Raw genomic sequence first — 22,258 nt, 5'->3', positions numbered from 1 at the left:
GCAAGGGGACCGGATCGACGGGGCGGCGTTCGGGAGACCGGGCGCCGCCCCATTCGTCTCGATGACGATCAGGCCGCGCCGACGTCCTCCTCCCGCCGGTCGCGCTGCGCCCGGGCCAGCAATCCGACGACGGCGCCCGGATCCGTGGCGATCATCGCCAGCAGGCTGCGCGAGGCCCGGTCGGGCTGGGACCGCCCCTGCTCCCAGTTCCGAAGCGTCGCCGCATCGAGGCCGAAGGCCAGCGCGAACTGTTCCTGCGTGAGCTGCAGGCGCTCGCGAAGTTCCGCCGGACCCACCGACGCGGGCTCCCGGTAGCGGGATGCGCGAATGCCGGCTCCGGCCAGTTCGTGGATGACCGCGTCCACGTTCTCGACCATCGGCACCTCGACGACGACCCATCCCGTTTCGACGAGGCGGCTCAAGGCCCGATGGGCCGCACGCAGCGTCATGTGGCGGCGCGCGAGGATCAGGGCGGCCTGCGGTGTGTCGGGGCCGCCGGCGACCTCAGCCTTCCCGAGGAGAAGGCTTTCGCGTGAACCTGAGCCGACCCGGTCGACGCCCTGGATTCGCACCCGTGGTCCGGCTTGCGCCAGCAACTTCGAGAGATCCGACATCGAAGGTCTCCATGACGGCTTGCGCGAGATGGCGCAGGTGGACGGCACCGAAGGCATTGGCGCCGCCGACCTGCGAGTGCATATGCAGCCCGCGCAGGATCAGGCCCCCCTCCGTGAAGCTCACCTCCGCCATCACCTTGACGGTTCCGGCCGGCGTCGCGACGACGCCGGTGAGGATGTCCTCGGCCGACTCGTCGAGCACGAGGTCGATCGTGATGTCGCTCGCCGACCACATGGTGCTTTATGCGCAAGTCGCGTAGGACGGGGCAAGGGGCGGCGCGATCCTGCCGCCCATCGCAGCGTCCCGACGCCCCGGCCGTCCTAACAACCAGCGGGCGAGTCCTCTGCGGCCCATCCCGTCCGCCGCCCCGATGTCGCGGCGCTGGCCGCGCGCCTGTACTGCGGGACGAAGGGTCTCATCAATCGACGCCGACCATCCTCGTCTCCAGTGGCCTAGTCCGGCTGACCACGTGCGGTTGTAACGAAGGGTGAACTGATTCGGTTCAAGTTCCGTCGCGACAACCGACGAAACGACGACGCCATGTTCTTGTCCCGCCGCGCCCCGCCAGCCATCGCAACGGCCGAAGCCCCCGAGGCCGTGGAGGAGCGGCTGGCCCGCCTGCTCGATACGGCCGGTGCCGCCGGCACGGTGACCGCCGACGGCCGGTTCGGGCTCGCCCTGCGCGGGCTGGTCGCGCAGGGCCGCCGGACCGCCGCGGCGGATCTCGCGGTCGCGGCGCAGGTCTCGGCCGAGGCGTCGGAGGCCGCCACCGTCCTGGCCTGGATGACCCACGACGCCGCCGAGGTGTCGAGCCAGACCCGCGCGATGGCGGCGGCGGTGGAGCAGGTCGCGGCCTCGACCCGCGAATTGTCGAGCCGGTCGCAGGCCAGCGCCGGCCTCGCCGAGCGCGCCCGCGACGGCATCCTCGGCTGCGCCGCCGGGATGCGCGAGGCGGTCGACACCATGGCGGCGATCGAGTCGGGGACCGCCCAGATCGAGGAGCGCCTGCGCGGCTTCGAGGGCGCCGCCCAGCAGATCCAGGAGATCGCCGGCGCCATCGAGGCGATCTCGAGCCAGACCAACCTCCTGGCGCTGAACGCCACCATCGAGGCGGCCCGGGCCGGCGAGGCCGGCAAGGGCTTCGCGGTCGTCGCCGCCGAGGTCAAGCAGCTCTCGGGTCAGACCGCCCGGGCGACCGACCAGATCCGCCAGCGCCTCTCGACCCTGCTGCAGGAACTCGCCGCGATCCAGGCGGCGGTCGAGGAGAGCCGCCGCGCGGTCGCGGCGGGCAGCGCCGCGGTCGCGCGGATCGGCGGGCGGGTGAGCGAGGAGGGCGAGGCGGTGGCGCAGTCGGCCGGCGGCATCCGGGCGCTCGCCGACGTGCTCGGCCAGCAGGAGACCGCCGCGTCGGAGATCTCGTCGGGAGTGCAGCAGGTCGCCGGCAAGGCCGACAAGACCCTCGCCGAGATCGACGGGCTGATGACGATCCTGGTCCGCGCCGAGGCCGGGGCCCTCGACGCCCTGGAGGCCGGTGGAGCCCGCGAGTTGTCGGGCTACTCGCTGGTGCGCCTGCCGGCCGATCTCGCCGCCTGGAAGCGGCGCCTCGCCGCGATCCTGGTCGGCCGGGCGTCGGCGAGCGCAGAGGCCGCCGGCGCGCCCGCGGCCGTCGAGGCCGCGCCCGCGGCGTCGGAGGCCGTCGAGGGTGCGGACCGGGCCGCCCGCGACCGGCTGCTCGCCGCCTGTGCCGAGGCCAAGCGGCAGGCGGCGGCGGTGGTCGAGGGCGTCGGGGCCGGCGCCTGGGACCGCGCCATCCCGGCCTTCCAGGCCTTCGAGGCCGCCGCGAAGACGATGGTGGCGGCGTCCGAGGCGGTGCGGCGGAGTTGAACCAGGGGTCACGCCCCGGGGTCGTTCTCGAGCCGGATCGGCTCGCCGTGCGGCGTCGCCGCGGCGGCGCGGGCGAAGGCGGCGCGGCGGGCCTCCAGAGCGCCGGGCGCCGTCACACCCCGGGCGGCGAGCAGGCCCTCGACCGTCTCCAGCCACAGGGCGTAGTCGGTCGGTCCGCCGCCGCGGCGGCTCGCGGCGCCGAGCGCCTCGGCCCATTCGCCCGGGGTGAACAGGCCGGCATCCTGCAGCGACACGACCATGGCGAAGACCTGCGCCTCCCACGGCTCGGCGAAGACCGGCGGGTCGGGCGGGGCGCTCACGCGGCGCGCCTGCGGGCCGGTTCGAGGTAGCTCTCGAAGGCGCCGACCGAGACGGTGAGGCCCGGATCGGCATCCTCGCCCCAGAGTTCCAGGCCGGAGAACCGCACGGTGTAGAGCCATTGCGGCGCCTCGCCGGCGAGGTCGGCGTTGGTGTCGGGAAACACGAAGGCGCCGTGCACCCGCTCGACCGTGCCGGTGCGGCCGCGGACGTAGCGCGGCAGGCGGGTATGGCCGGTCGGGTTGATCGTCTTCGCGCTCACCTCGTCACCGACGGCGAAGCGGGCCGGGCCCGGCTGCTCGCGGTCGCTCGGGAAGCCGCGGGCGAAGAGCGGCGCGACCTGCTCGGCGTGGAGCACCCGGGCGACCGGGGCGGGCGGCGCCAGGGCGGCGCCGGCCGACAGCTCGGCGCCCTCGACGAGGCCGTGGGCCAGCACCTGCTTCTCCAGGGCGCGGAACCAGATCTCGTAGTAGCTCGCCAGCATGTACTCGCCGGGGTTGAGCGATTCGCGGGCGGCGCGGCTGGCGTCGAGGTTCCAGGCGCCGGTGAAGCCCATCGCCATCGCGAGGGCGAAGACCCGGCGCTCCCACTCGGCGTGGAAGCGCGGCTCGTCGGCCTCCGGCGCCACCGGCCCGAAGCCGTGCATCCCGCCGAGATCCTGGCCGCCGTTCATGCCCGGCCTCCCTGCGGCAGCCCGGTGCCGATCATCGCGTCGCGGGTCACGAGGTCGGCGAGCGCCGCCTCGTCGAGGTCCTCTGTGCCCTCGGGCCGCATCGGCAGCACCATGAAGCGCAGCTCGGCGGTCGAGTCCCACACCCGGATGCGGGTGGTGGCCGGCAGCGCGACGCCGAATTCCTCCAGCACGCCGCGCGGGTCGATCACCGCCCGCGAGCGGTAGGGCGGCGACTTGTACCAGACTGGCGGCAGGCCCAGTACCGGCCAGGGATAGCAGGAGCACAGGGTGCAGACGACGAGGTTGTGCTCCTCGGGGGTGTTGGCGACCACGACCATGTGCTCGCCGCCGCGGCCGCCGATGCCGAGTTCGCGGATCGCCGCCGTGCCGTCGGCGAGCAGCCGCTCGCGGTAGGCCGGATCGACCCAGGCCCGGGCCACCACCCGGGCGCCGTTGCGCGGGCCGATCCGGGTCTCGTAGGTCTCGATCAGGGCGTCCATCGCGGCGGGCTCGACGTAGCCCTTCTCGACCAGGATCGATTCGAGCGCCCGCACCCGCAGCTCCATCGGCGACAGCGCGCTGCCGTGATGCGGGTGGTCGTGCCCGTGGTCGTGATCCGCGTGGGGGTGGTGATGGGGCTCGTGCGGGCCCGGGTCGTGCGCCATGCCGCGTCTCCTCGCGGCGAGACTACGCGCTCGCCGCGGCGGCGTCACCCGCGGCTCAGATCCGCGCCGCCACCGCCTTGGCGCCGTGGCTGCGGCGCAGGGCGTCGACCTGCTCCTCGGCCTGCCGGAACGCCGCGAGGGCCGGGCCGGCGAGCTCGCGGGCGCTCGGCAGGCGGATCTTCATCGGGTCGACGAAGCGGCCGTTGATCGTCACCTCGTAGTGGACGTGCGGCCCGGTCGACAGGCCGGTGGTGCCGACGCCGCCGATCACCTGCCCGAGGCGGACGCGGGCGCCCGGGGCGACGCCGCGGGCGATGCGGGCCATGTGGTTGTAGGCGCTGGTATAGCCGTTGGCGTGCTGGATCTCGACCCGGTTGCCGTAGCCCGAGCGCGCCCCGGCCGACAGGATCGTGCCGTCGCCGGTCGCCATGATCGGCGTGCCGCGGGTGGCGGCCCAGTCGACGCCGTTGTGCGGCCGCAGATAGCCGAGGATCGGGTGGTAGCGCGCGCCGAACGGCGAGCTGATCCGCCCGTCCGCCACCGGCCGGCGCATCAGGAACTTGCGGCTGGAGCGCCCGTGGGCGTCGAGGTAGTCGACCTCGCCGGTGCCGGGCACCCGGTAGCGGTACAGCGCCTGGGTGTCGCCGTGCAGGCGCAGGGCGGCGAAGACCAGTTCGGGCCGGCTGTCCTCGTCCTCGGTGAACAGCATCTCGACCCGGTCGCCGGAGGCCACCCGCTGCTGCAGGTCGGTGCCGTAGGCCAGCGCCAGGACCAGTTCCTCGATGATCGGGCGCGGCACGCCGTTCCTCAGCCCGGCGCCGTAGAGGCTCTCGTACAGGGTCGCGCCGCCGGCATCGTCGTCGTCGTCCCGCGCCGCCTCGGTCCCGGCCCGGGGCGGCGCGACCGAGACGAAACGGCCGCGGTCGTTCATCGCCACGATCTCCTCGATCCCGGCCTCGCCGTAGAGCGTCACCCGCTGGATCGCGCGCCCCTCGCCCTCCGGGCCCAGCAGCAGGCGCAGGTGCTGGCCCTCCTCCAGTTCGCCGCGGGCGCGGGCGCTGAGCACCGGCAGGATTGCGGCGATCCGTCCGGCCGCGGCGCCGTTGGCCCGCAGCACCGCTTCCAGGGTCTCGTCCCTGCCGAGCACGACGTCGCGCTCCTCGACCAGCGGGGCGGCCTCGGTCGGGTTCTCGGGCACCTCGGTGAGGTTCTCGGGCAGGATCCGGACCTCGATCGAGCCGAAGGCGGCCTCGGGTTCCGGCACGCCCGGGGCGGGCAGCCCGGCCCGCAACGCCCGCGACAGCAGCCGCTCGGCCGGGAGGAGCGGCAGGGTGCCGCCCGCGGCCCGTTCCGCCTCGGCGACCACGGCGTCGACCTCGGCCTCGGTCAGGGCGGGGGCGTCTTCGCCCGCCTCGTCCCCGGCGAGGGGGGAGCGGGTGAGGGTGACGGCGGTCTCGGCCGGATCGGTGCCGTCGTCGGGCGGCATCGCCTCGGGCGCGGCGCCGCTGCGCATCGGGTCGAAGGGCGGCACCGGCTCGTCGGGCGGGCGCGCCGACAGGTCGGTGGCGACCTGGACGTAGGCGTGGTTGCGGATCACCTCGCGCTCGCCGACCCGCTCGGTGACCGGGGCGCGGAAGCTCTGCTTGGCGGCGACCGTCATCGCCTCGCGCATCAGGCGGTCGCCCTTGCGGGCGCCGTCGCCGTGGCGGCCGTCCTCGGCCGCGTTCTCCGCGGCGGCGTCCTGGCGCCACGCCGCCCGCTCCGGCGGCGCCACCTCGGTCTCGCCCGACACCGCCAGCGCCAGGGCGGCGCCGAGCAGGCCCGCGCCGGCGATGCCCGTCAGCAGGCACCCGGCGAGCCAGCGCAGGCTCACCGCCTGCCGGGGTGGGGCGGCCGGGCGGGCGGAGGGGGCGTCTTCGGCGAACACTCGGCGATCCTGGCTACGGCGACCGGGGTCTGACACAGGACAACCGTGACGGTTTTGCGACCGGGCCGGGCTCGGGGGCCTGTTCGAGCCGTGCTCGGAGGCGTCCGATCGGCTCTTCTGGCGAATGGCCGAAGTCGCGATCTCGGCGTTGTCGAGCCACCGTGTCATCGTGGCTGCCGGCCGACCTGATGGCGCAACCCCGACCCTCCCCTCTCTGCGGGGGAGGGTGGCGAGCGGAGCGAGCCGGGAGAGGGGATGCCGCTTCCGGAAAAGGCGCAACCGTGATGACGGGCGCCACCTCCGGCACCGTCGCGGTCCCCTCTCCCGCCCCACTCCGTGGAGCACCCTCCCCCGCAGAGGGGGGAGGGTTGGTGCGGCGGCTTCTTCGTGAACGGATGGACCTCCGGACCGGGCCCAACGACGGAAGCGAATGCAACAGGTCGCGGCATCCGCTCTCAGAACAGCTTGCGCAGCTCGCTCTTCAGGATCTTGCCGTTGGCGTTGCGCGGCAGGATCTCGTCGTGGAGCAGGATCCGCACCGGAACCTTGAACGCGGCGAGGCGCTCGGCGACGAAGGCGCGCAGCTCCGCCTCGCTCGCCGTCTGGCCGCGGCCGAGGGCGACGATGGCGCCGGGCTCCTCGCCGAGGGTCGGGTGCGGGATCGCCACCACGGCGGCGTCGACCACCGACGGGTGCTCGTGCAGGGCGTTCTCGACCTCGCCGCAATAGATGTTCTCGCCGCCGCGGATCAGCATGTCCTTGGCGCGGTCGACGATGGTGACGAAGCCCTCCCGGTCCATCCGGGCGAGGTCGCCGGTGAGGAGCCAGCCGTCGCGGAAGGTCGCGGCGGTGTCCTCGGGGCGGCGCCAGTAACCCGCGACCACGTTCGGGCCCTTGACCCACAGGTCGCCGACCTCGCCCGGGGCGAGCGGCGCGCCGAGGGGATCGGTGATCCGCGCCTCGCAGACCGGCAGCGGCGGCCCGCAACTGTCGGGATGGTGGACGTAATCCTCGGCCTGATGGTGGGTGAAGGTGCCCGAGGTCTCGGTCATGCCCCAGCCGGTCGCCGGCACGGCGTGCGGGAAGGCGGCGCGCAGGCGGCGCACCAGCTCGGCCGGGGCGGGGGCGCCGCCGTAGCTGATGCTCTCCAGCGACGACAGGTCGTGGGTTCCGGCCTCGCGCCCGTCGAGGAGCTGCCAGGCGATGGTCGGCACCCCGCCGGCGCTGGTGCAGCGCTCGCGCTCGATCAGGCCGAGCGCCGTCGCGAGGTCCCAGCGCCGCATCAGCACGAGGCGCGAGCCCCGGTAGAGCCCGGTGACCAGCGTCGCGAAGCAGCCGGTGACGTGGAAGAACGGCACCGAGACCAGCGACACCTTCTGGGGCGCGGCCGGATCGGGCGCCGGCAGCGCCTGCCCGCGGCGCAGCAGCGAGCGGGCGAGGGAATAGGGATGGGCCAGCACCGCGCAGGCGCCGTTGCGGTGTGTGCCGACCGCGCCCTTGGAGCGGCCGGTGGTGCCCGAGGTGTAGAACAGGGTGGCCGGGCCGTCCGGGTCGAGGGCGATCTCCGGCACCCCGCCCTCCGGCAGGTCGCCCCAGGCGGCGACCGGGCCGATCACGCCCTCCAGGGCTTCGACCCCGTCCGGCGCCGCGCGGGCGACCAGCACCCGGCGCAGCTCCGGGTAGAGGTGCCGGCGCCCGGCGATCCGCTCCCAGCGCTCGCCGTCGACGATCGCGACGCCGGCACCGGAATCGGTCAGGCCGTGGTCGAGTTCCGGCCCGGTCCACCACGCATTGAGCGGCGTGGCGATGCCGCCGGCGAGAATCGTGGCGAAGAACGCCACCGGCCATTCCGGCAGGTTGCGCATCGCGATCGCGACCCGGTCGCCGGGCTTGAGCCCGTCGCGGATCAGGTCGGCGGCGAGCGCCAGCACGGCGCGGGCGAACCCCTCGAACGTCGCCCGGTCGTCCTCGTAGACGAGGAACGTCCTGTCGCCGTGGGCCCGCCCGGCGAGGAACACGTCGCGCAGGGTCGGCGGCGCGGCGGTCCAGACCCGGGTCGGCACGCCGCGGATCACCGCCTCGGTCACCGCGAAGGGCGAGCCCGGCGCGGTCAGCCGCGCGGTCGCGTCGGCGAAGGAGATCGCGGGCCAGGACGGGTGGGGAGGAGCGGACGGTTTGGTCATCGACGGGCTCGCGGAGGGGGAGGGGATCGGGGGCCGCGAAGCCGCTCAGGTGATGGTCTGGCCGCCGTCGATCACGATGCTCTGCCCGGTCATGAACGCGCCGGCGGGGCTCGCCAGGAACACCGCGGCGCCGGCGATCTCGTCGGGCTGGCCGATCCGGGCGAGCGGCGTGCGCGACAGATACGCCTCGCGGGTCTGCGGGTTCTCCCACAGGGCGCGGGCGAAGTCGGTCTGGACGAGGCCCGGCGCGATGCAGTTCACCCGCACGTTGTGCGGCCCGAGTTCGACCGCGAGGTTGCGGGCGAGCTGGAAGTCGGCGGCCTTCGACACGTTGTAGGCGCCGATCACCCCCGACCCCTTCAGCCCGCCGACCGACGAGACCAGGATGATCGCGCCGTCGCGCCGGGCGACCATGCCGGGGGCCGCGAAGCTCACCAGCCAGTTGCTGGCGACGACGTTGTTGTCGAGGATCTTGCGGAACTGCTCGTCGGCGATGCCGCTCATCGGCCCGTAATAGGGATTGCTGGCGGCGTTGCAGACCAGGACGTCGATGCGGCCGTGGCGTTCCTCGGTGGTGCGGACCAGCCGCTCCAGGTCCGGCTTCGACGAGATGCTGGCGGCGACCACGTCGGCGCGGCCCTCGCCGTGGCGGGCGTTGATGGCGTCGGCGACGGCCCGGCACGCCTCCTCCTTGCGGGAGGACACCACGACCCGCGCCCCGTGCTCGGCCAGCCGCTCGGCGATGGCCCGCCCGATGCCCCGCGACGAGCCGGTGACGACGGCGACGCGGCCGGACAGATCGAACAGCGACATGCCCTTCCTCCCGAAATCAGGTCTTGCCTTTTGGGGGACCTTAGCCCTGAATGCGATTTAAGCAAGCCGCGTTTTCGAAAACGCGGCCGGACGGCGCTCGGCCTGGGGTGTTTGCTCAAGGTTCGGTGGCTCTTGCGGCGCCATACCGGATCCACGATAATGGCGCAAAGCCGAGACCGGACCCGAACGGGCCGGCGTTTCCACGGAGGAGACCCGAGATGCGGGAAGCCGTCATCGTCGCGACCGCGCGCACGCCCATCGGCAAGGCGTACCGGGGCGCCTTCAACGACACCCAGGGACAGGCGCTCGGCGGCCATGCCATCGCGGCGGCGGTGCAGCGGGCCGGCATCGACCCGGCCGAGATCGGCGACGTGGTGATGGGCGCGGCACTCCAGCAGGGCTCGACCGGCGGCAACGTCGCCCGGCAGGCGGCCCTGCGCGCCGGCCTGCCCGAGACCGTGGCGGGCATGAGCCTCGACCGGCAATGCGCGTCCGGCCTGATGGCGATCGCCACCGCCGCCAAGGAGATCGTGAGCGACGGGCTCGACGTCGCGGTCGGCGGCGGGCTGGAATCGATCTCGCTCGTGCAGAACGACAAGATCAACCGCTTCCGCGGCGCCGATCCCTGGCTCGTCGAGCACGTCCCGGCGATCTACATGACGATGATCGAGACCGCCGAGACGGTGGCCGACCGCTACGGCATCAGCCGCGAGGCCCAGGACGAGTATGCCCTGCGCTCGCAGCGCCGCACCGCCGAGGCCCAGGCGGCCGGGCGCTTCGCCGACGAGATCGTGCCGATCACGACCCGGATGAGCGTCGCCGACAAGGCGACCGGCGAGACCTCGTCGCGGGAGATCACCCTGTCGCAGGACGAGGGCAACCGGCCGCAGACCCGGCTGGAGGATCTCGCCGCCTTGAAGCCGGTGTTCAAGGACGGCCAGCGCATCGCTCAGGGCCGCTTCGTCACCGCCGGCAACGCCAGCCAGCTCTCCGACGGGGCCTCGGCCTGCGTGCTGATGGAGGCCCGCGAGGCCGAGCGCCGCGGCCTGACGCCGCTCGGCGCCTATCGCGGCATGGCGGTCGCCGGCTGCAACCCCGACGAGATGGGCATCGGCCCGGTCTTCGCGGTGCCCAAGCTGCTCGCGCAGCACGGCCTCTCGGTCGAGGACATCGACCTGTGGGAGCTGAACGAGGCGTTCGCCTCGCAGGTGCTGTACTGCCGCGATCGCCTCGGCATCCCGGACGAGCGCCTCAACGTCGACGGCGGCGCGATCTCGATCGGCCATCCCTACGGCATGTCGGGCGCGCGGATGACCGGCCACATCCTGCTGGAAGGCCGCCGCCGCGGCGCCAAGTACGGGGTGGTGACGATGTGCGTCGGCGGCGGCATGGGTGCTGCCGGATTGTTCGAGATTTTCTGAGGGGGGAGGGGCGGGACGCCGCCTTAGCCCTCCCCCCTCCGCGGGGGAGGGTGCCCGGCGGAGCCGGGCGGGAGAGGGGACCGCGACGGTGCCGGACGTGGCGCCTGTCAGAAAGGCTCAGACCTTTCCGGAAACGGCGCTCCCCTCTCCCGGCTCGCTTCGCTCGCCACCCTCCCCCGCAGAGGGGGGAGGGTGGGGCGGCGGTGCCCCTCCATTTCCGCACACACGCCGGAGGACCAGCGTTCCATGACCCAGGACAATCCCGTCTCCGTGAGCCGCGAGGGCGCGGTCGTCGTGCTCACGATGCGCTCCGGCCCGGTCAACGCCCTCGGCTCGGCCCTGCGCGAAGCCCTGCGCGCGGCGTTCGACGAGGCCGCGGCCGACCCGGCCGTGAGCGCGATCGTGCTCACTGGCGGCGGGCGGATGTTCTCGGCCGGAGCCGACATCTCGGAATTCGGCAAGCCCCAGAGCGGGATCTCGCTGCCGGCCCTGCTCGACCGGATCGAGTCGGTGCAGAAGCCGGTCGTCGCCGCGATCCACGGCAACGCGCTCGGCGGCGGGCTGGAGACGGCGCTCGCCTGCCACTACCGGGTGGCTTTGCCCTCGGCGAAGGTCGGGCTGCCGGAGGTGAAGCTCGGCATCCTGCCGGGTGCGGGCGGCACCCAGCGCCTGCCGCGCATCGTCGGCCCGCGCAAGGCCCTCGACGTGATCGTCGGCGGCGCCCCGATCGGCGCCAAGCCCGCCGCCGAGATGGGCCTGATCGACGACCTCGCCCCCGAGGACGGGCTCGTCGCCCACGCGGTCGCCTTCGCCGAGCGCGTGGTGGCGGAGAAGCGCCCGCTGACCAGGATCCGCGACCGCGACGACCGCATCGCGGAGGGACGCGACGATCCCGGCCTGTTCGACGCCTTCCGCAAGGAGAACGCCCGCAAGCTGCGCGGCTTCGAGGCGCCGGAAGCCTGCATCGCCTGCATCGAGGCCGCCTGCCGGCTGCCGTTCGAGCAGGGCCTCGCCTTCGAGCGCGAGCAGTTCGGCAAGCTCGTCTCCGGCACCCAGTCGGCGGCGCAGCGCCACGTCTTCTTCGCCGAGCGCCAGACCGCCAAGATCCCCGACGTGCCGGAGGACACGGCCCCCCGCCCGATCCACAAGGTCGGCGTCATCGGCGCCGGCACGATGGGCGGCGGCATCGCGATGAACTTCCTCAACGCCGGCATCCCGGTGACGATCGTCGAGACGCGCCAGGACGCCCTCGACCGCGGCCTCAAGACCATCCGCACCAACTACGAGAACACCGCGAAGAAGGGCCGCCTGAAGCCGGAGGACGTCGAGACCCGGATGGGGCTCCTGACCCCGACCCTGGACCTGGAGGCCCTGCGGGACTGCGACCTCGTCATCGAGGCGGTGTTCGAGGACATGGGGATCAAGAAGGAGATCTTCTCCAAGCTCGACCGGATCGCCAAGCCCGGCGCGATCCTCGCCTCGAACACCTCCTACCTCGACATCGACGCCATCGCGGCGATGACCGGCCGGCCCGGCGACGTGATCGGGATGCACTTCTTCTCGCCCGCCAACGTGATGCGGCTGCTGGAGGTGGTGCGCGGCGAGAAGACCGAGAAGGACGTCATCGCCACCGCGATGCAGCTCGGCCGCAAGGTCGGCAAGATCGCGGTGCTGGTCGGCGTCTGCCACGGCTTCGTCGGCAACCGGATGCTCGCCCAGCGCCAGCGCGAGGCCAACCGGCTGATGCTGGAGGGCGTGAAGCCCTGGGACGTCGACCGGGTGATCCAGGATTTCGGCCTGCCGATGGGGCCGTTCGCGATGATCGACCTCGCCGGGCTCGACATCGGCTGGAGCCGGGAGACCAACAAGTCGGAGACCGTGCGCGACCTGCTGTGCGAACTGGACCGCCGCGGCCAGAAGACCGGCGCCGGCTTCTACGACTACGACGCGAGCCGCAAGGCGACGCCGTCCAAGGTCACCGAGGAGATCATCGCCAAAGTGTCCGGCCGCCAGGGCGTCGCCCAGAAGCCGGCCTCCGATGGGGAGATCCTGGAGCGCTGCCTGTACCCGATGGTCAACGAGGGCGCGAAGATCCTGGAGGAGGGCAAGGCGATCCGCGCCTCCGACATCGATATCGTGTGGATCAACGGCTACGGCTGGCCGGTCTATCGCGGCGGCCCGATGTTCTGGGCCGACACGATCGGGCTGCCGAAGGTGCTGGAGCGCCTGCGCGCCTACCAGGCCGAGTACGGCGACGACTTCAAGCCGTCGGCCCTGCTGGAGCGGCTGGCGGCGGAGGGGAAGGGGTTCAGGGATCTCTGAGCCGCGACGCGCTTGAACCCTCCCCCCTCTGCGGGGGAGGGTGCCCGGCGGAAGCCGGGCGGGAGAGGGGAACGCGACGGTGCCGGAGGTGGTGCCCGTCACAGCGGTCGCGACCTGTCCGGAAGCGTGGTTCCCCTCTCCCGGCTCGCTTCGCGCGCCACCCTCCCCCGCAGAGGGGGGAGGGGGAGGTGGCGTTCTCAGGTTAACCCAATCATTTTTCGAGGAGGCACCCATGGACCTTCGCTTCACCCCAGAGGAGCGCGCCTTCCGGCAGGAAGTCCGCGGCTTCTTCGAGCAGAACCTGCCCAAGGACATCCACGCCAAGATGATCGACGGGCGCCATCCGTCGAAGGACGACATCGTCACCTGGCAGAAGATCCTGAACAAGCAGGGTTGGGCGGTGCCGAACTGGCCGGTCGAATGGGGCGGCACCGGCTGGGATCCGGTGCGGCAGTACATCTTCCTCGACGAGCTGCAGAGCTTCCCGGCGCCGTCGCCGCTGCAGTTCGGCGTCTACATGGTCGGGCCGGTGATCGCTCAGTTCGGCAACGAGGCGCAGAAGAAGCACTTCCTGCCGCGCATCGCCAACCTCGACGACTGGTGGTGCCAGGGCTTCTCCGAGCCGGGCTCGGGCTCCGACCTCGCCTCGCTGAAGACCCGGGCCGTGCGCGACGGCGACCACTACGTCGTCAACGGCCAGAAGACCTGGACCACGCTCGGCCAGTACGCCGACTGGATCTTCTGCCTCGTGCGCACCGACGCCACGGTCAAGAAGCAGGAGGGCATCAGCTTCCTGCTCATCGACATGAAGACGCCGGGCATCACCGTGCGGCCGATCCAGACCATCGACGGCGGCCACGAGGTCAACGAGGTGTTCTTCGACGACGTGCGGGTGCCGGTCGAAAACCTCGTCGGCCAGGAGAACAAGGGCTGGGACTACGCCAAGTTCCTGCTCGGCAACGAGCGCACCAACATCGCCCGGGTCGGCGTGTCGAAGCAGCGCCTGCGCCGCCTGCGCGAACTCGCCGCCCTGGAGCGGGTCGGCGACGCGCCGATCCTGGAGAACCCGCGCTTCGCGGAAAAGCTCGCGGCCCTGGAGATCGAGCTGAAGGCGCTGGAGATGACGCAGCTGCGCGTCGTCGCCGCCGAGCGCAAGCGCGAGAAGGGCAAGCCCGACCCGGCCTCGTCGATCCTCAAGATCAAGGGCTCGGAGATCCAGCAGGCGACGACCGAACTCCTGATGGAGGTGGTCGGCCCGTTCGCGCTGCCCTACGCGCCGGAGGACGAGGGCGACGAGCACGGCCACAACGAGCCGCCGGTCGGGCCGGACTGGGCCGCCCCGGTCGCGCCGACCTACTTCAACTGGCGCAAGATCTCGATCTACGGCGGGTCGAACGAGATCCAGAAGAACATCATCGCGAAGGCGATCCTGGGCCTATAACCCCGGATTCGTTCTACGCGGCCCTTTTCCCGGACGACTGGAACGCAGTGGAAGGAGATCCGGGAACCAGCACAAGACTTCGCGGAGCGACCGTTCTCTGCACCGTCGCCGCTTCAGAGCCGCTTCGCGGCACTTCCTCTGCTGGATCCCGGGTCGCATTCCGCTGTCGCTGCATGCGCCCGGGAAAAGGGGAGCCATCCTCGGCCGCGCTGCCGGCCCCTGACCGACCAGGAACATACGGCCATGGACTTCGATCTGAGCGAGGAGCAGAGTCTCCTCAAGGACAGCGTCGAGCGGCTGCTCGCCGACCGCTACGACTTCGAGGCGCGCAAGCGCCACGGGAAGCACCCTGAGGGCTTCTCGCCCGAGATGTGGCGCGCGTATGCCGAGCAGGGCCTGCTCGCGGTGCCGTTCTCCGAGGAGGAGGGCGGCATCGGCGGCGGCACGATCGAGACGATGATCGTCATGGAGGCGTTCGGCGGCGCCCTGGTGCTGGAGCCCTACCTCTCGACCGTGGTGCTCGCCGGCGGGCTGCTGCGCCACGCCGCCAGCGCCGAGCAGCGGGCCGAGTGGCTGCCGGGCCTGATCGGCGGCGAGACCCGCTACGCCCTCGCGCACGGCGAGCGGCAGGCCCGCTACGACCTGCACGACGTCGGCGTCCAGGCCCGGCGCGACGGCGAGGGCTGGGTGCTGGAGGGCGAGAAGGCGCTCGTCCTGCACGGCGACAGCGCCGACCGGCTGATCGTCTCGGCCCGCACCGCCGGCGGACGCCGCGACCGCGACGGGATCGGGCTGTTTCTGGTCGAGGCCGGCGCCGAGGGCGTCTCCCGCCGCGGCTACCCGACCCAGGACGGTCAGCGCGCCGCCGAAGTCTCGCTGTCCTCGGTGCGGGTCGGGCCGGAGGCGGTGATCGGCTCCCCCGAGGGCGCGCTGCCGGCGATCGAGCGCGTCGCCGACGAGGCGATCGCGGCGCTCTGCGCCGAGGCGGTCGGCGCGATGGACCGGATGCACCGGCTGACGGTCGAGTACCTCAAGACCCGCAAGCAGTTCGGCGTCACCATCGGGTCGTTCCAGGTGCTCCAGCACCGGGCCGCCGACATGTTCATCGCCCTCGAACAGGCGCGCTCGATGTCGTTCCTCGCCACCATGATGGCCGAGGCCGACGACCCGGCCGAGCGCTCGCGGGCGGTGTCGGGCGCCAAGGTGCAGATCGGCCGCTCCGGCCGGACGGTCGGGCAGGGCGCGGTGCAGCTCCACGGCGGCGTCGGCATGACGATGGAGTACAGCGTCGGCCACTATTTCAAGCGGGTCACGATGATCGACCAGCTCTTCGGCGACGCCGACCACCACCTCGCCCGGGTCGCCCGGATGGGCAGCCTGCTGGCGGCCTGAAACTCTGGCGTGGCCTCCGGGCCACGCCGACCGCTTCCTGCGCCGCGCGCCCGGAACCGTTCCGGAAATCTCCACAATCCGGCGACACGGACCCCTCGCGGCCCAGGCATCGGGCCGGGAGAGGTCCGCTCATGCATCGCCGGGGTTTCGTCACGCTCGCCTGCTGCCTGTGGCTCGCCGGGTGCAGCGGCTCGGCGCTGCTGCCGGCGCCGGACCTGCCGACGACGCCGGTGATCCTCGACGAAACGGCGGCGGCGGCCGCGATCTCGCGCTACCGCGCCAGCCACGGCCTCGGTCCCGTCACCGTCGACCCGAGCCTGATCCGCGCCGCCTCGTTCCAGGCGCAGTCGAACGCGAAGGCCGGCCACCTGTCGCACGAGGTCGGCGGCACCTTCGACGCGCGGCTCGCCCGGGCCGGGTTCGGCGGGCGCTACGCCGCCGAGAATCTCAGCGCCGGCTCGACCACCTTCGACGAGGTGCTGCGGCGCTGGCAGAACTCGCCGGAGCACAACCGCAACATGCTCATGCCGCAGGTCCGGCGCATCGGCGTCGCCCGGGTGGACGCCCCGGGGACCCGCTACAAGCGCTACTGGGCGCTGATCCTGACGAGCCCGTGATGCGATTGCCGGACGATCCGTCCGGCAATCGCATCGCCAGCCCGCGCGGCACTTGAGCGAAGCCGATTTTCGCATCGCGAAGCGATCCATCGAAAATCGTAGAACGGCCACGCTGCGGCGCAACAGGCCGCAGGGTCAGCCGGGGCCGGGGCCTGCGACGATCCTGCCCGGGGAACGAATCCCCGAATCGGTTGAGCGGGAGCGTGTTTCTCCTATCTAACGCACAGGCGTTCGCGGTTTGTGCGGTGCGAACGCCCCTTGTTTCGCCCTACCCGCTCGTTTAAGCCTCGCGCACCTTCCGGGCTTTGGAACCGTTCCGACATGGCGGCGCCGAAGCGGCGGGGCCCGCGCGGCTCCCCCGTGCCCGCAACAACCATAGAGGGTGCTCGATGAACGGCCTCCTGTCGGACTACCTGCCCCTGGTGATCTTCATCGGCGTGTCCCTGGTGATCGCGCTCGCGCTCCTCGTCGCCCCGTTCCTGGTCGCCTACAACAGCCCCGACCCGGAGAAGCTGTCGGCCTACGAGTGCGGCTTCAACGCCTTCGATGACGCCCGCATGAAGTTCGACGTGCGGTTCTACCTCGTCGCCATCCTGTTCATCATCTTCGACCTCGAAGTCGCGTTCCTGTTCCCGTGGGCGATCACCTTCGGGGATCTCGGCTGGTTCGGGTTCTGGTCGATGATGCTGTTCCTCGGCGTGCTGACGGTCGGCTTCGTCTACGAGTGGCGCAAGGGCGCCCTCGAGTGGGATTGAACGCAGGACCGCTCCCGCCGCCGCCCCCCGAGTTCCGGACACCCTCCATGGCCCTCGACACCACCCTCTCCCGCGCTCCCGCGATCGCGCCCCAGCCGAAGGGGATCCTCGATCCCGCCACCGGCCAGCCGATCGGCGCCAACGACCCGACCTTCCTGCAGATCAACAGCGAACTCGCCGACCGCGGCTTCCTGCTGACCACCACCGACGACCTCATCACCTGGGCCCGCACCGGCTCGCTGATGTGGATGACCTTCGGCCTCGCCTGCTGCGCCGTCGAGATGATGCAGATGTCGATGCCGCGCTACGATTGCGAGCGCTTCGGCTTCGCGCCGCGCGGCTCGCCGCGCCAGTCCGACGTCATGATCGTCGCCGGCACGCTGACCAACAAGATGGCGCCTGCTCTGCGCAAGGTCTACGACCAGATGCCGGAGCCGCGCTACGTCATCTCGATGGGCTCCTGCGCCAACGGCGGCGGCTACTACCACTATTCCTACTCGGTGGTGCGCGGCTGCGACCGGGTCGTCCCGGTCGACATCTACGTGCCGGGCTGTCCGCCGACCGCCGAGGCGCTGCTCTACGGCGTGCTGCTTCTGCAGAAGAAGATCCGCCGCACCGGCACCATCGAGCGCTGAGGCCCGGGCATGAGCAACGGCATCACCATCCTGGCGCACACCCCGGTCACGCAGGGCGAGGCCGGCCTCGAGGCGCTCGGCGCCTCGATCGAGGCGGCGCTCGGCGACGCGGTCACCGCGCGAGTCATCGCCTTCGGCGAACTGACCCTCGTCGTGAAGGCCGAGGCGATCGTCGCGGCGCTGACGCATCTGCGCGACGACCCGGCCTGCGCGTTCAAGTGCTTCATCGACATCTGCGGCGCCGACTACCCGGGCCGCCAGAAGCGCTTCGACGTCGTCTACCACCTGCTCTCGCTGCGCCACAACCAGCGCATCCGGATCAAGGTCCAGACCGACGAGGCGACCCCGGTCCCGTCGGTCATCCCGGTGTTCCCGTCGGCGAACTGGTACGAGCGCGAGGCCTACGACCTCTACGGGATCCTGTTCTCGGGCCATCCGGACCTGCGCCGGCTGCTGACCGATTACGGCTTCGAGGGTCACCCCCTGCGCAAGGACTTCCCGCTGACCGGCTTCGTCGAGGTCCGCTACGACCAGGACGAGGCCCGGGTGGTGTACGAGCCCGTGCGGCTCACGCAGGAATTTCGGCAGTTCGACTTCCTCTCGCCGTGGGAAGGGACGGATTACGTCCTCCCGGGTGACGAGAAGGCCGACAAGGCACCGGCGAAAGGCTGAGCCGACATGGGCGAGCACAGCATCCGCAACTTCTCGATCAATTTCGGCCCGCAGCACCCGGCGGCGCACGGCGTGCTGCGCCTCGTGCTGGAACTCGACGGCGAGATCGTCGAGCGGGTCGATCCGCATATCGGCCTGCTGCATCGCGGCACCGAGAAGCTGATCGAGTACAAGACTTACCTCCAGACCACGCCGTATTTCGACCGGCTCGACTACGTCGCGCCGATGAACCAGGAGCACGCCTTCTGCCTCGCGATCGAGCGGATGCTCGGGATCGAGGTGCCGCGGCGCGCCAAGCTGATCCGCACGCTGTACTGCGAGATCGGCCGTCTGCTGTCGCACCTGCTCAACGTCACCACGCAGGCGATGGACGTCGGCGCCCTCACGCCCCCGCTCTGGGGCTTCGAGGAGCGCGAGAAGCTGATGATCTTCTACGAGCGCGCGTCCGGCGCTCGCCTGCACGCCAACTACTTCCGCCCCGGCGGCGTCCACCAGGATCTGCCGACGGCGCTGATCGACGACATCGAAACGTTCTGCGAGACCTTCCCGCAGGTGGTCGACGACCTTGACAACCTCGTGATGGCCAACCGCATCTTCAAGCAGCGCAACGTCGACATCGGCATCGTCACGGTCGAGGAGGCGATGGCCTGGGGGTTCTCGGGCGTGATGGTGCGTGGCTCGGGCATCCCGTGGGACCTGCGCAAGGCGCAGCCCTACGAATGCTACGAGGAGATGGAATTCGACATCCCCGTGGGGAAGAACGGCGACACCTACGATCGCCAGGTGATCCGCATGGAGGAGATGCGCCAGAGCGTGCGCATCATGAAGCAGTGCATCGCCAAGCTGCGCGAACCGGCGGGGCAGGGCCCGATCGCGACCGTCGACGGCAAGGTGGCGCCGCCGCCGCGGCGCGAGATGAAGCGCTCGATGGAGGCGCTCATCCACCACTTCAAGCTCTACACCGAGGGCTTCCACGTCCCGGCCGGCGAGGTCTACGCCGCGGTCGAGGCGCCCAAGGGCGAGTTCGGCGTCTACCTCGTCGCGGACGGCACCAACAAGCCGTATCGCTGCAAGATCCGCGCACCGGGCTTCGCCCACCTGCAATCGATGGATTGGATGTGCCGCGGCCACATGCTGGCGGACGTGTCGTGCATCCTCGGTACCCTCGACATCGTGTTCGGCGAGGTGGACCGGTGACGACGACGACGACCGCGCCCGGCGGAGACGTGTGAGAGATGGCCAACCGTAGACTCGCCCCCGCTTCCGAGCAGCCCGAGAGCTTCGCGTTCACTCCCGAGAACGCCGACTGGGCCGAGGGCCAGATCGCCAAGTACCCCGAGGGCCGGCAGGCCTCGGCGGTGATCCCGCTGTTGTGGAAGGCGCAGGAGCAGCATGGCGGCTGGCTGCCGCAGAAGGCGATCGAGGCGGTCGCCGACCAGCTCGGCATGCCGCATATCCGCGTGCTCGAAGTCGCGACCTTCTACACGATGTTCGCCCTGGAGCCGGTCGGGCGCTACTGGATCCAGGTCTGCGGCACCGTGCCGTGCGACGTCTGCGGCGCCCGCGACCTGAAGAAGATACTGCACGACCGGCTCGGGCCCTCCGGCCACGTCGATCCGGACGGCAACTTCTCGTGGCTGGAGGTCGAGTGCCTCGGCGCGTGCTGCAACGCCCCGATGGTGCAGATCAACCAGGACTATTACGAGGACCTGACCCCGGAGTCCCTCGGCACGCTGATGGACGACCTCGCCGCCGGCCGCCCGGTGCGCAAGGGCTCGCAGACCGGCCGCATCTCGTCCGAGCCGAAGGACGCGGTGACGACGCTGAAGGACGAGACGCTGTTCGACGGCTCGCGCGTCGGCGCGTGGCGCAAGCGCTTCGAGGAGCAGGACCGCAAGGACGGCGACGCGGGCAACGAGGCCAAGGCGAAGGCCGAGGCCGCCGGCAGCGCCCAGGCCGCGGCCGCCGATCCGAAGCCGGCCCGTCCCGATGCCGGCCGGCCGATCGAGAGCGGCTCGGTCGACACCCCGGCGCAGCGCGCCGCCGGCGGCCAGGAGCCGGCCAACCCCCAGGGCGATGCCGGCCGCGGCGACCGCGCGACCGTCGTGGAGCCGAAGACCGGCCCCGAGGAGCGCGGCACGCCGCAGAGCGGGCGCTCCTACACCAAGACCCCGTCGAAGCCGGAGGAGGGGAGGCCGGTCGCCGAGACCAAGGGCTCGACCCCGGAATCCGGCGCCGAGCCGATCGCCTCACCGGGCAAGACCGACGGCACGCAGGCCAAGCCGGTCGGCGTCGACCCCGCCGACAAGGGGCCGCCCGGCCCGATCGGGAGGTAGCGCCACGACCCCGCGCCGCCCCCGCTTCTCCTCTCAGTCCGCCGCTTCAGGCCCGTAGGACGATTCCATGCTCTCCGATCAGGATCGCATCTTCACCAACCTCTACGGCTTCCACTCCGCCGGCCTCGACGCCGCGCGGAAACGCGGCGCCTGGGACGGCACCCAATTCCTGCTGCAACAGGGCCGCGACTGGATCATCGAGGAGATGAAGAAGTCGGGCCTGCGCGGGCGCGGCGGTGCCGGCTTCCCGACCGGCCTCAAGTGGTCGTTCATGCCCAAGCAGTCGGACGGCCGGCCGCACTACCTCGTAGTCAACGCCGACGAGTCGGAGCCGGGCACCTGCAAGGACCGGGAGATCATGCGGCACGACCCGCATCTCCTGATCGAGGGCTGCATGCTGGCCTGCTTCGCCATGGGGGCGCACGCGGCCTACATCTACATCCGCGGCGAGTACATCGCCGAGCGCATCGCGCTCCAGCGCGCCGTGGACGAGGCCTACGACGCCCGCCTCGTCGGCAAGAGCAACGTCCACGACTACCCGTTCGACATCTACGTCCACCACGGCGCCGGCGCCTACATCTGCGGCGAGGAGACCGCGCTGCTGGAGAGCCTGGAGGGCAAGAAGGGGATGCCGCGGCTGAAGCCGCCGTTCCCGGCCAACATGGGCCTCTACGGCTGCCCGACGACGGTGAACAACGTCGAGTCGATCGCGGTCGCCGGCACGATCCTGCGCCGCGGCGGCGCGTGGTTCGCCGGGCTCGGCACCAAGGGCAACACCGGCACCAAGCTCTTCTGCGTCTCGGGCCACGTCAACAAGCCGTGCAACGTCGAGGAGGAGCTCGGCGTCACCTTCCGCGAGCTGATCGACCGGCATTGCGGCGGCATGCGCGGCGGCTGGGACAACCTGCTGTGCTCGATCCCCGGCGGCTCGTCGGTGCCGCTGGTGCCCGCCGAGCAGATCATCGACGCGCCGATGGACTTCGACACCCTCAAGAACCTGAAGTCCGGCCTCGGCACCGCCGCCGTGATGGTGTTCGACAAGTCGACCGACATGGTCGCGGCGATCGCCCGCATCGCCTACTTCTACAAGCACGAGTCGTGCGGCCAATGCACGCCGTGCCGCGAGGGCACCGGCTGGATGTGGCGCGTGATGCTGCGCATGGCGGAAGGCCGGGCGCAGAAGCGCGAGATCGACATGCTGCTCGACGTGACGAAGCAGATCGAGGGCCACACGATCTGCGCGCTCGGCGACGCCGCCGCGTGGCCGATCCAGGGCCTGATCCGGCATTTCCGCCCCGAGATCGAGAAGCGCATCGACCGCTACAGCGCCAACCCGCACCCGGAGCCGGTGCCGATGGCGGCGGAGTGAGCGTCATGACGAGCGAACCCGACCACCTCGTCCTCGTGTATCTGCGGCGCATCGACGAGAAGGTCGATCGGCTGAGCGCAGACATGCACGACCTGAAGGCGCGAGTGACCGGCGTCGAGGAAAATCTCGCCGGAGTGAATCGTCGCCTGGATCGCCTCGAACTTCGCGTCGACCGCATCGAGAGACGACTCGATCTCGCCGACAGTCACGCTTGAGAGTT

At 71.5% G+C, this 22,258-nt stretch carries 21 protein-coding genes; 13 read left to right on the top strand and 8 right to left on the bottom strand.

All coding sequences use genetic code 11. The annotated features are described in order from the left end of the window. Positions 1-68: 68 nt before the first annotated feature. Complete coding sequence (locus EOE48_RS29745; protein WP_246153994.1) at positions 69-614, bottom strand: helix-turn-helix domain-containing protein; 546 nt, start codon at positions 612-614, stop codon at positions 69-71. Then, positions 505-849, bottom strand: a complete 345-nt coding sequence (locus tag EOE48_RS06490) for a hypothetical protein (RefSeq protein ID WP_127727970.1) — start codon at positions 847-849, stop codon at positions 505-507. Before EOE48_RS06490 ends, EOE48_RS29745 begins: the two co-directional genes overlap by 110 nt. Before the next feature lie 306 nt (positions 850-1,155). Between EOE48_RS06490 and EOE48_RS06485 the strand changes: the two genes are divergently transcribed. Then, a complete protein-coding gene (locus EOE48_RS06485; protein WP_127727969.1) occupies positions 1,156-2,499 on the top strand; it encodes a methyl-accepting chemotaxis protein in 1,344 nt (447 codons plus the stop codon). A gap of 8 nt (positions 2,500-2,507) precedes the next feature. On the opposite strand, the gene EOE48_RS06480 is transcribed toward EOE48_RS06485, so the two are convergent. From EOE48_RS06480 to EOE48_RS06455, 6 genes are all read right to left on the bottom strand, one after another. Beyond that, the gene (locus EOE48_RS06480; protein WP_127727968.1) at positions 2,508-2,819 is read right to left on the bottom strand and encodes a nitrile hydratase accessory protein; all 312 of its coding nucleotides are present in this window, start codon (positions 2,817-2,819) and stop codon (positions 2,508-2,510) included. After that, a complete protein-coding gene (gene nthB / locus EOE48_RS06475) occupies positions 2,816-3,490 on the bottom strand; it encodes a nitrile hydratase subunit beta (RefSeq protein WP_127727967.1) in 675 nt (224 codons plus the stop codon). The genes EOE48_RS06480 and nthB overlap by 4 nt, the downstream gene beginning before the upstream one ends. Then, positions 3,487-4,155: a nitrile hydratase subunit alpha gene (nthA, locus tag EOE48_RS06470; RefSeq protein WP_127727966.1), complete on the bottom strand. Its 669-nt coding sequence runs from the start codon at positions 4,153-4,155 to the stop codon at positions 3,487-3,489. Before nthA ends, nthB begins: the two co-directional genes overlap by 4 nt. Before the next feature lie 55 nt (positions 4,156-4,210). Then, positions 4,211-6,082, bottom strand: a complete 1,872-nt coding sequence (locus EOE48_RS06465; RefSeq protein ID WP_246153991.1) for a M23 family metallopeptidase — start codon at positions 6,080-6,082, stop codon at positions 4,211-4,213. Between the two features lie 455 nt (positions 6,083-6,537). Beyond that, positions 6,538-8,265 (bottom strand): class I adenylate-forming enzyme family protein, encoded by a 1,728-nt coding sequence (locus EOE48_RS06460; protein ID WP_127727964.1) that lies wholly within the window; start codon positions 8,263-8,265, stop codon positions 6,538-6,540. Positions 8,266-8,310: 45 nt separating this feature from the next. Further along, the gene (locus tag EOE48_RS06455; RefSeq protein ID WP_127727963.1) at positions 8,311-9,078 is read right to left on the bottom strand and encodes an SDR family oxidoreductase; all 768 of its coding nucleotides are present in this window, start codon (positions 9,076-9,078) and stop codon (positions 8,311-8,313) included. A gap of 218 nt (positions 9,079-9,296) precedes the next feature. On the opposite strand from EOE48_RS06455, the gene EOE48_RS06450 reads away from it, so the two are divergent. The 12 genes from EOE48_RS06450 to EOE48_RS06395 all read left to right on the top strand — a co-directional run bounded on the left by EOE48_RS06450 (position 9,297) and on the right by EOE48_RS06395 (position 22,253). Next, positions 9,297-10,499 carry an acetyl-CoA C-acyltransferase gene (locus tag EOE48_RS06450; RefSeq protein ID WP_127727962.1) on the top strand — a complete coding sequence of 401 codons (1,203 nt, stop codon included), beginning with the start codon at positions 9,297-9,299 and terminating at the stop codon, positions 10,497-10,499. Positions 10,500-10,745: 246 nt separating this feature from the next. Beyond that, positions 10,746-12,821, top strand: a complete 2,076-nt coding sequence (locus EOE48_RS06445; RefSeq protein ID WP_127727961.1) for a 3-hydroxyacyl-CoA dehydrogenase NAD-binding domain-containing protein — start codon at positions 10,746-10,748, stop codon at positions 12,819-12,821. A gap of 232 nt (positions 12,822-13,053) precedes the next feature. Continuing rightward, on the top strand, positions 13,054-14,262 hold the full coding sequence (pimC, locus tag EOE48_RS06440; RefSeq protein ID WP_127727960.1) for a pimeloyl-CoA dehydrogenase large subunit: 1,209 nt from the start codon (positions 13,054-13,056) through the stop codon (positions 14,260-14,262). Between the two features lie 243 nt (positions 14,263-14,505). Further along, entirely contained in the window at positions 14,506-15,654 is a 1,149-nt protein-coding gene (locus EOE48_RS06435) for an acyl-CoA dehydrogenase family protein (RefSeq protein WP_127727959.1), read from the top strand. 131 nt (positions 15,655-15,785) lie between these two features. Then, the gene (locus EOE48_RS06430) at positions 15,786-16,271 is read left to right on the top strand and encodes a CAP domain-containing protein (RefSeq protein ID WP_127727958.1); all 486 of its coding nucleotides are present in this window, start codon (positions 15,786-15,788) and stop codon (positions 16,269-16,271) included. A gap of 389 nt (positions 16,272-16,660) precedes the next feature. Next, positions 16,661-17,026: an NADH-quinone oxidoreductase subunit A gene (locus EOE48_RS06425; protein ID WP_127727957.1), complete on the top strand. Its 366-nt coding sequence runs from the start codon at positions 16,661-16,663 to the stop codon at positions 17,024-17,026. Between the two features lie 47 nt (positions 17,027-17,073). Continuing rightward, a complete protein-coding gene (locus EOE48_RS06420; protein ID WP_127727956.1) occupies positions 17,074-17,661 on the top strand; it encodes a NuoB/complex I 20 kDa subunit family protein in 588 nt (195 codons plus the stop codon). A 9-nt stretch (positions 17,662-17,670) separates the two neighbouring features. Then, entirely contained in the window at positions 17,671-18,333 is a 663-nt protein-coding gene (locus EOE48_RS06415) for an NADH-quinone oxidoreductase subunit C (protein ID WP_127727955.1), read from the top strand. Between the two features lie 6 nt (positions 18,334-18,339). Continuing rightward, on the top strand, positions 18,340-19,530 hold the full coding sequence (locus tag EOE48_RS06410; RefSeq protein ID WP_127727954.1) for an NADH-quinone oxidoreductase subunit D: 1,191 nt from the start codon (positions 18,340-18,342) through the stop codon (positions 19,528-19,530). Positions 19,531-19,568: 38 nt separating this feature from the next. Further along, entirely contained in the window at positions 19,569-20,669 is a 1,101-nt protein-coding gene (gene nuoE, locus EOE48_RS06405) for an NADH-quinone oxidoreductase subunit NuoE (RefSeq protein WP_127727953.1), read from the top strand. A gap of 67 nt (positions 20,670-20,736) precedes the next feature. Then, positions 20,737-22,038: an NADH-quinone oxidoreductase subunit NuoF gene (nuoF, locus tag EOE48_RS06400; protein ID WP_127727952.1), complete on the top strand. Its 1,302-nt coding sequence runs from the start codon at positions 20,737-20,739 to the stop codon at positions 22,036-22,038. 5 nt (positions 22,039-22,043) lie between these two features. After that, positions 22,044-22,253 (top strand): hypothetical protein, encoded by a 210-nt coding sequence (locus EOE48_RS06395; protein ID WP_127727951.1) that lies wholly within the window; start codon positions 22,044-22,046, stop codon positions 22,251-22,253. The last annotated feature ends 5 nt before the right edge of the window (positions 22,254-22,258 follow it).

Origin of the sequence: Methylobacterium oryzihabitans, assembly GCF_004004555.2 — a bacterium.
Lineage (GTDB): Bacteria > Pseudomonadota > Alphaproteobacteria > Rhizobiales > Beijerinckiaceae > Methylobacterium > Methylobacterium oryzihabitans.
This window is presented reverse-complemented; position numbering and strand designations above follow the sequence as displayed.

Coding starts and splice junctions, on each gene's coding strand:
- nuoE (WP_127727953.1), top strand. CDS start 19,569: ATGGCCAACCGTAGACTCGCCCCCGCTTCCGAGCAGCCCGAGAGCTTC.
- EOE48_RS06460 (WP_127727964.1), bottom strand. CDS start 8,265: ATGACCAAACCGTCCGCTCCTCCCCACCCGTCCTGGCCCGCGATCTCC.
- EOE48_RS06415 (WP_127727955.1), top strand. CDS start 17,671: ATGAGCAACGGCATCACCATCCTGGCGCACACCCCGGTCACGCAGGGC.
- EOE48_RS06455 (WP_127727963.1), bottom strand. CDS start 9,078: ATGTCGCTGTTCGATCTGTCCGGCCGCGTCGCCGTCGTCACCGGCTCG.
- EOE48_RS06485 (WP_127727969.1), top strand. CDS start 1,156: ATGTTCTTGTCCCGCCGCGCCCCGCCAGCCATCGCAACGGCCGAAGCC.
- EOE48_RS06425 (WP_127727957.1), top strand. CDS start 16,661: ATGAACGGCCTCCTGTCGGACTACCTGCCCCTGGTGATCTTCATCGGC.
- EOE48_RS06435 (WP_127727959.1), top strand. CDS start 14,506: ATGGACTTCGATCTGAGCGAGGAGCAGAGTCTCCTCAAGGACAGCGTC.
- EOE48_RS06450 (WP_127727962.1), top strand. CDS start 9,297: ATGCGGGAAGCCGTCATCGTCGCGACCGCGCGCACGCCCATCGGCAAG.
- EOE48_RS06445 (WP_127727961.1), top strand. CDS start 10,746: ATGACCCAGGACAATCCCGTCTCCGTGAGCCGCGAGGGCGCGGTCGTC.
- EOE48_RS06395 (WP_127727951.1), top strand. CDS start 22,044: ATGACGAGCGAACCCGACCACCTCGTCCTCGTGTATCTGCGGCGCATC.
- EOE48_RS06490 (WP_127727970.1), bottom strand. CDS start 849: ATGTGGTCGGCGAGCGACATCACGATCGACCTCGTGCTCGACGAGTCG.
- nthA (WP_127727966.1), bottom strand. CDS start 4,155: ATGGCGCACGACCCGGGCCCGCACGAGCCCCATCACCACCCCCACGCG.
- pimC (WP_127727960.1), top strand. CDS start 13,054: ATGGACCTTCGCTTCACCCCAGAGGAGCGCGCCTTCCGGCAGGAAGTC.
- nuoF (WP_127727952.1), top strand. CDS start 20,737: ATGCTCTCCGATCAGGATCGCATCTTCACCAACCTCTACGGCTTCCAC.
- EOE48_RS06430 (WP_127727958.1), top strand. CDS start 15,786: ATGCATCGCCGGGGTTTCGTCACGCTCGCCTGCTGCCTGTGGCTCGCC.
- EOE48_RS06420 (WP_127727956.1), top strand. CDS start 17,074: ATGGCCCTCGACACCACCCTCTCCCGCGCTCCCGCGATCGCGCCCCAG.
- EOE48_RS29745 (WP_246153994.1), bottom strand. CDS start 614: ATGTCGGATCTCTCGAAGTTGCTGGCGCAAGCCGGACCACGGGTGCGA.
- nthB (WP_127727967.1), bottom strand. CDS start 3,490: ATGAACGGCGGCCAGGATCTCGGCGGGATGCACGGCTTCGGGCCGGTG.
- EOE48_RS06410 (WP_127727954.1), top strand. CDS start 18,340: ATGGGCGAGCACAGCATCCGCAACTTCTCGATCAATTTCGGCCCGCAG.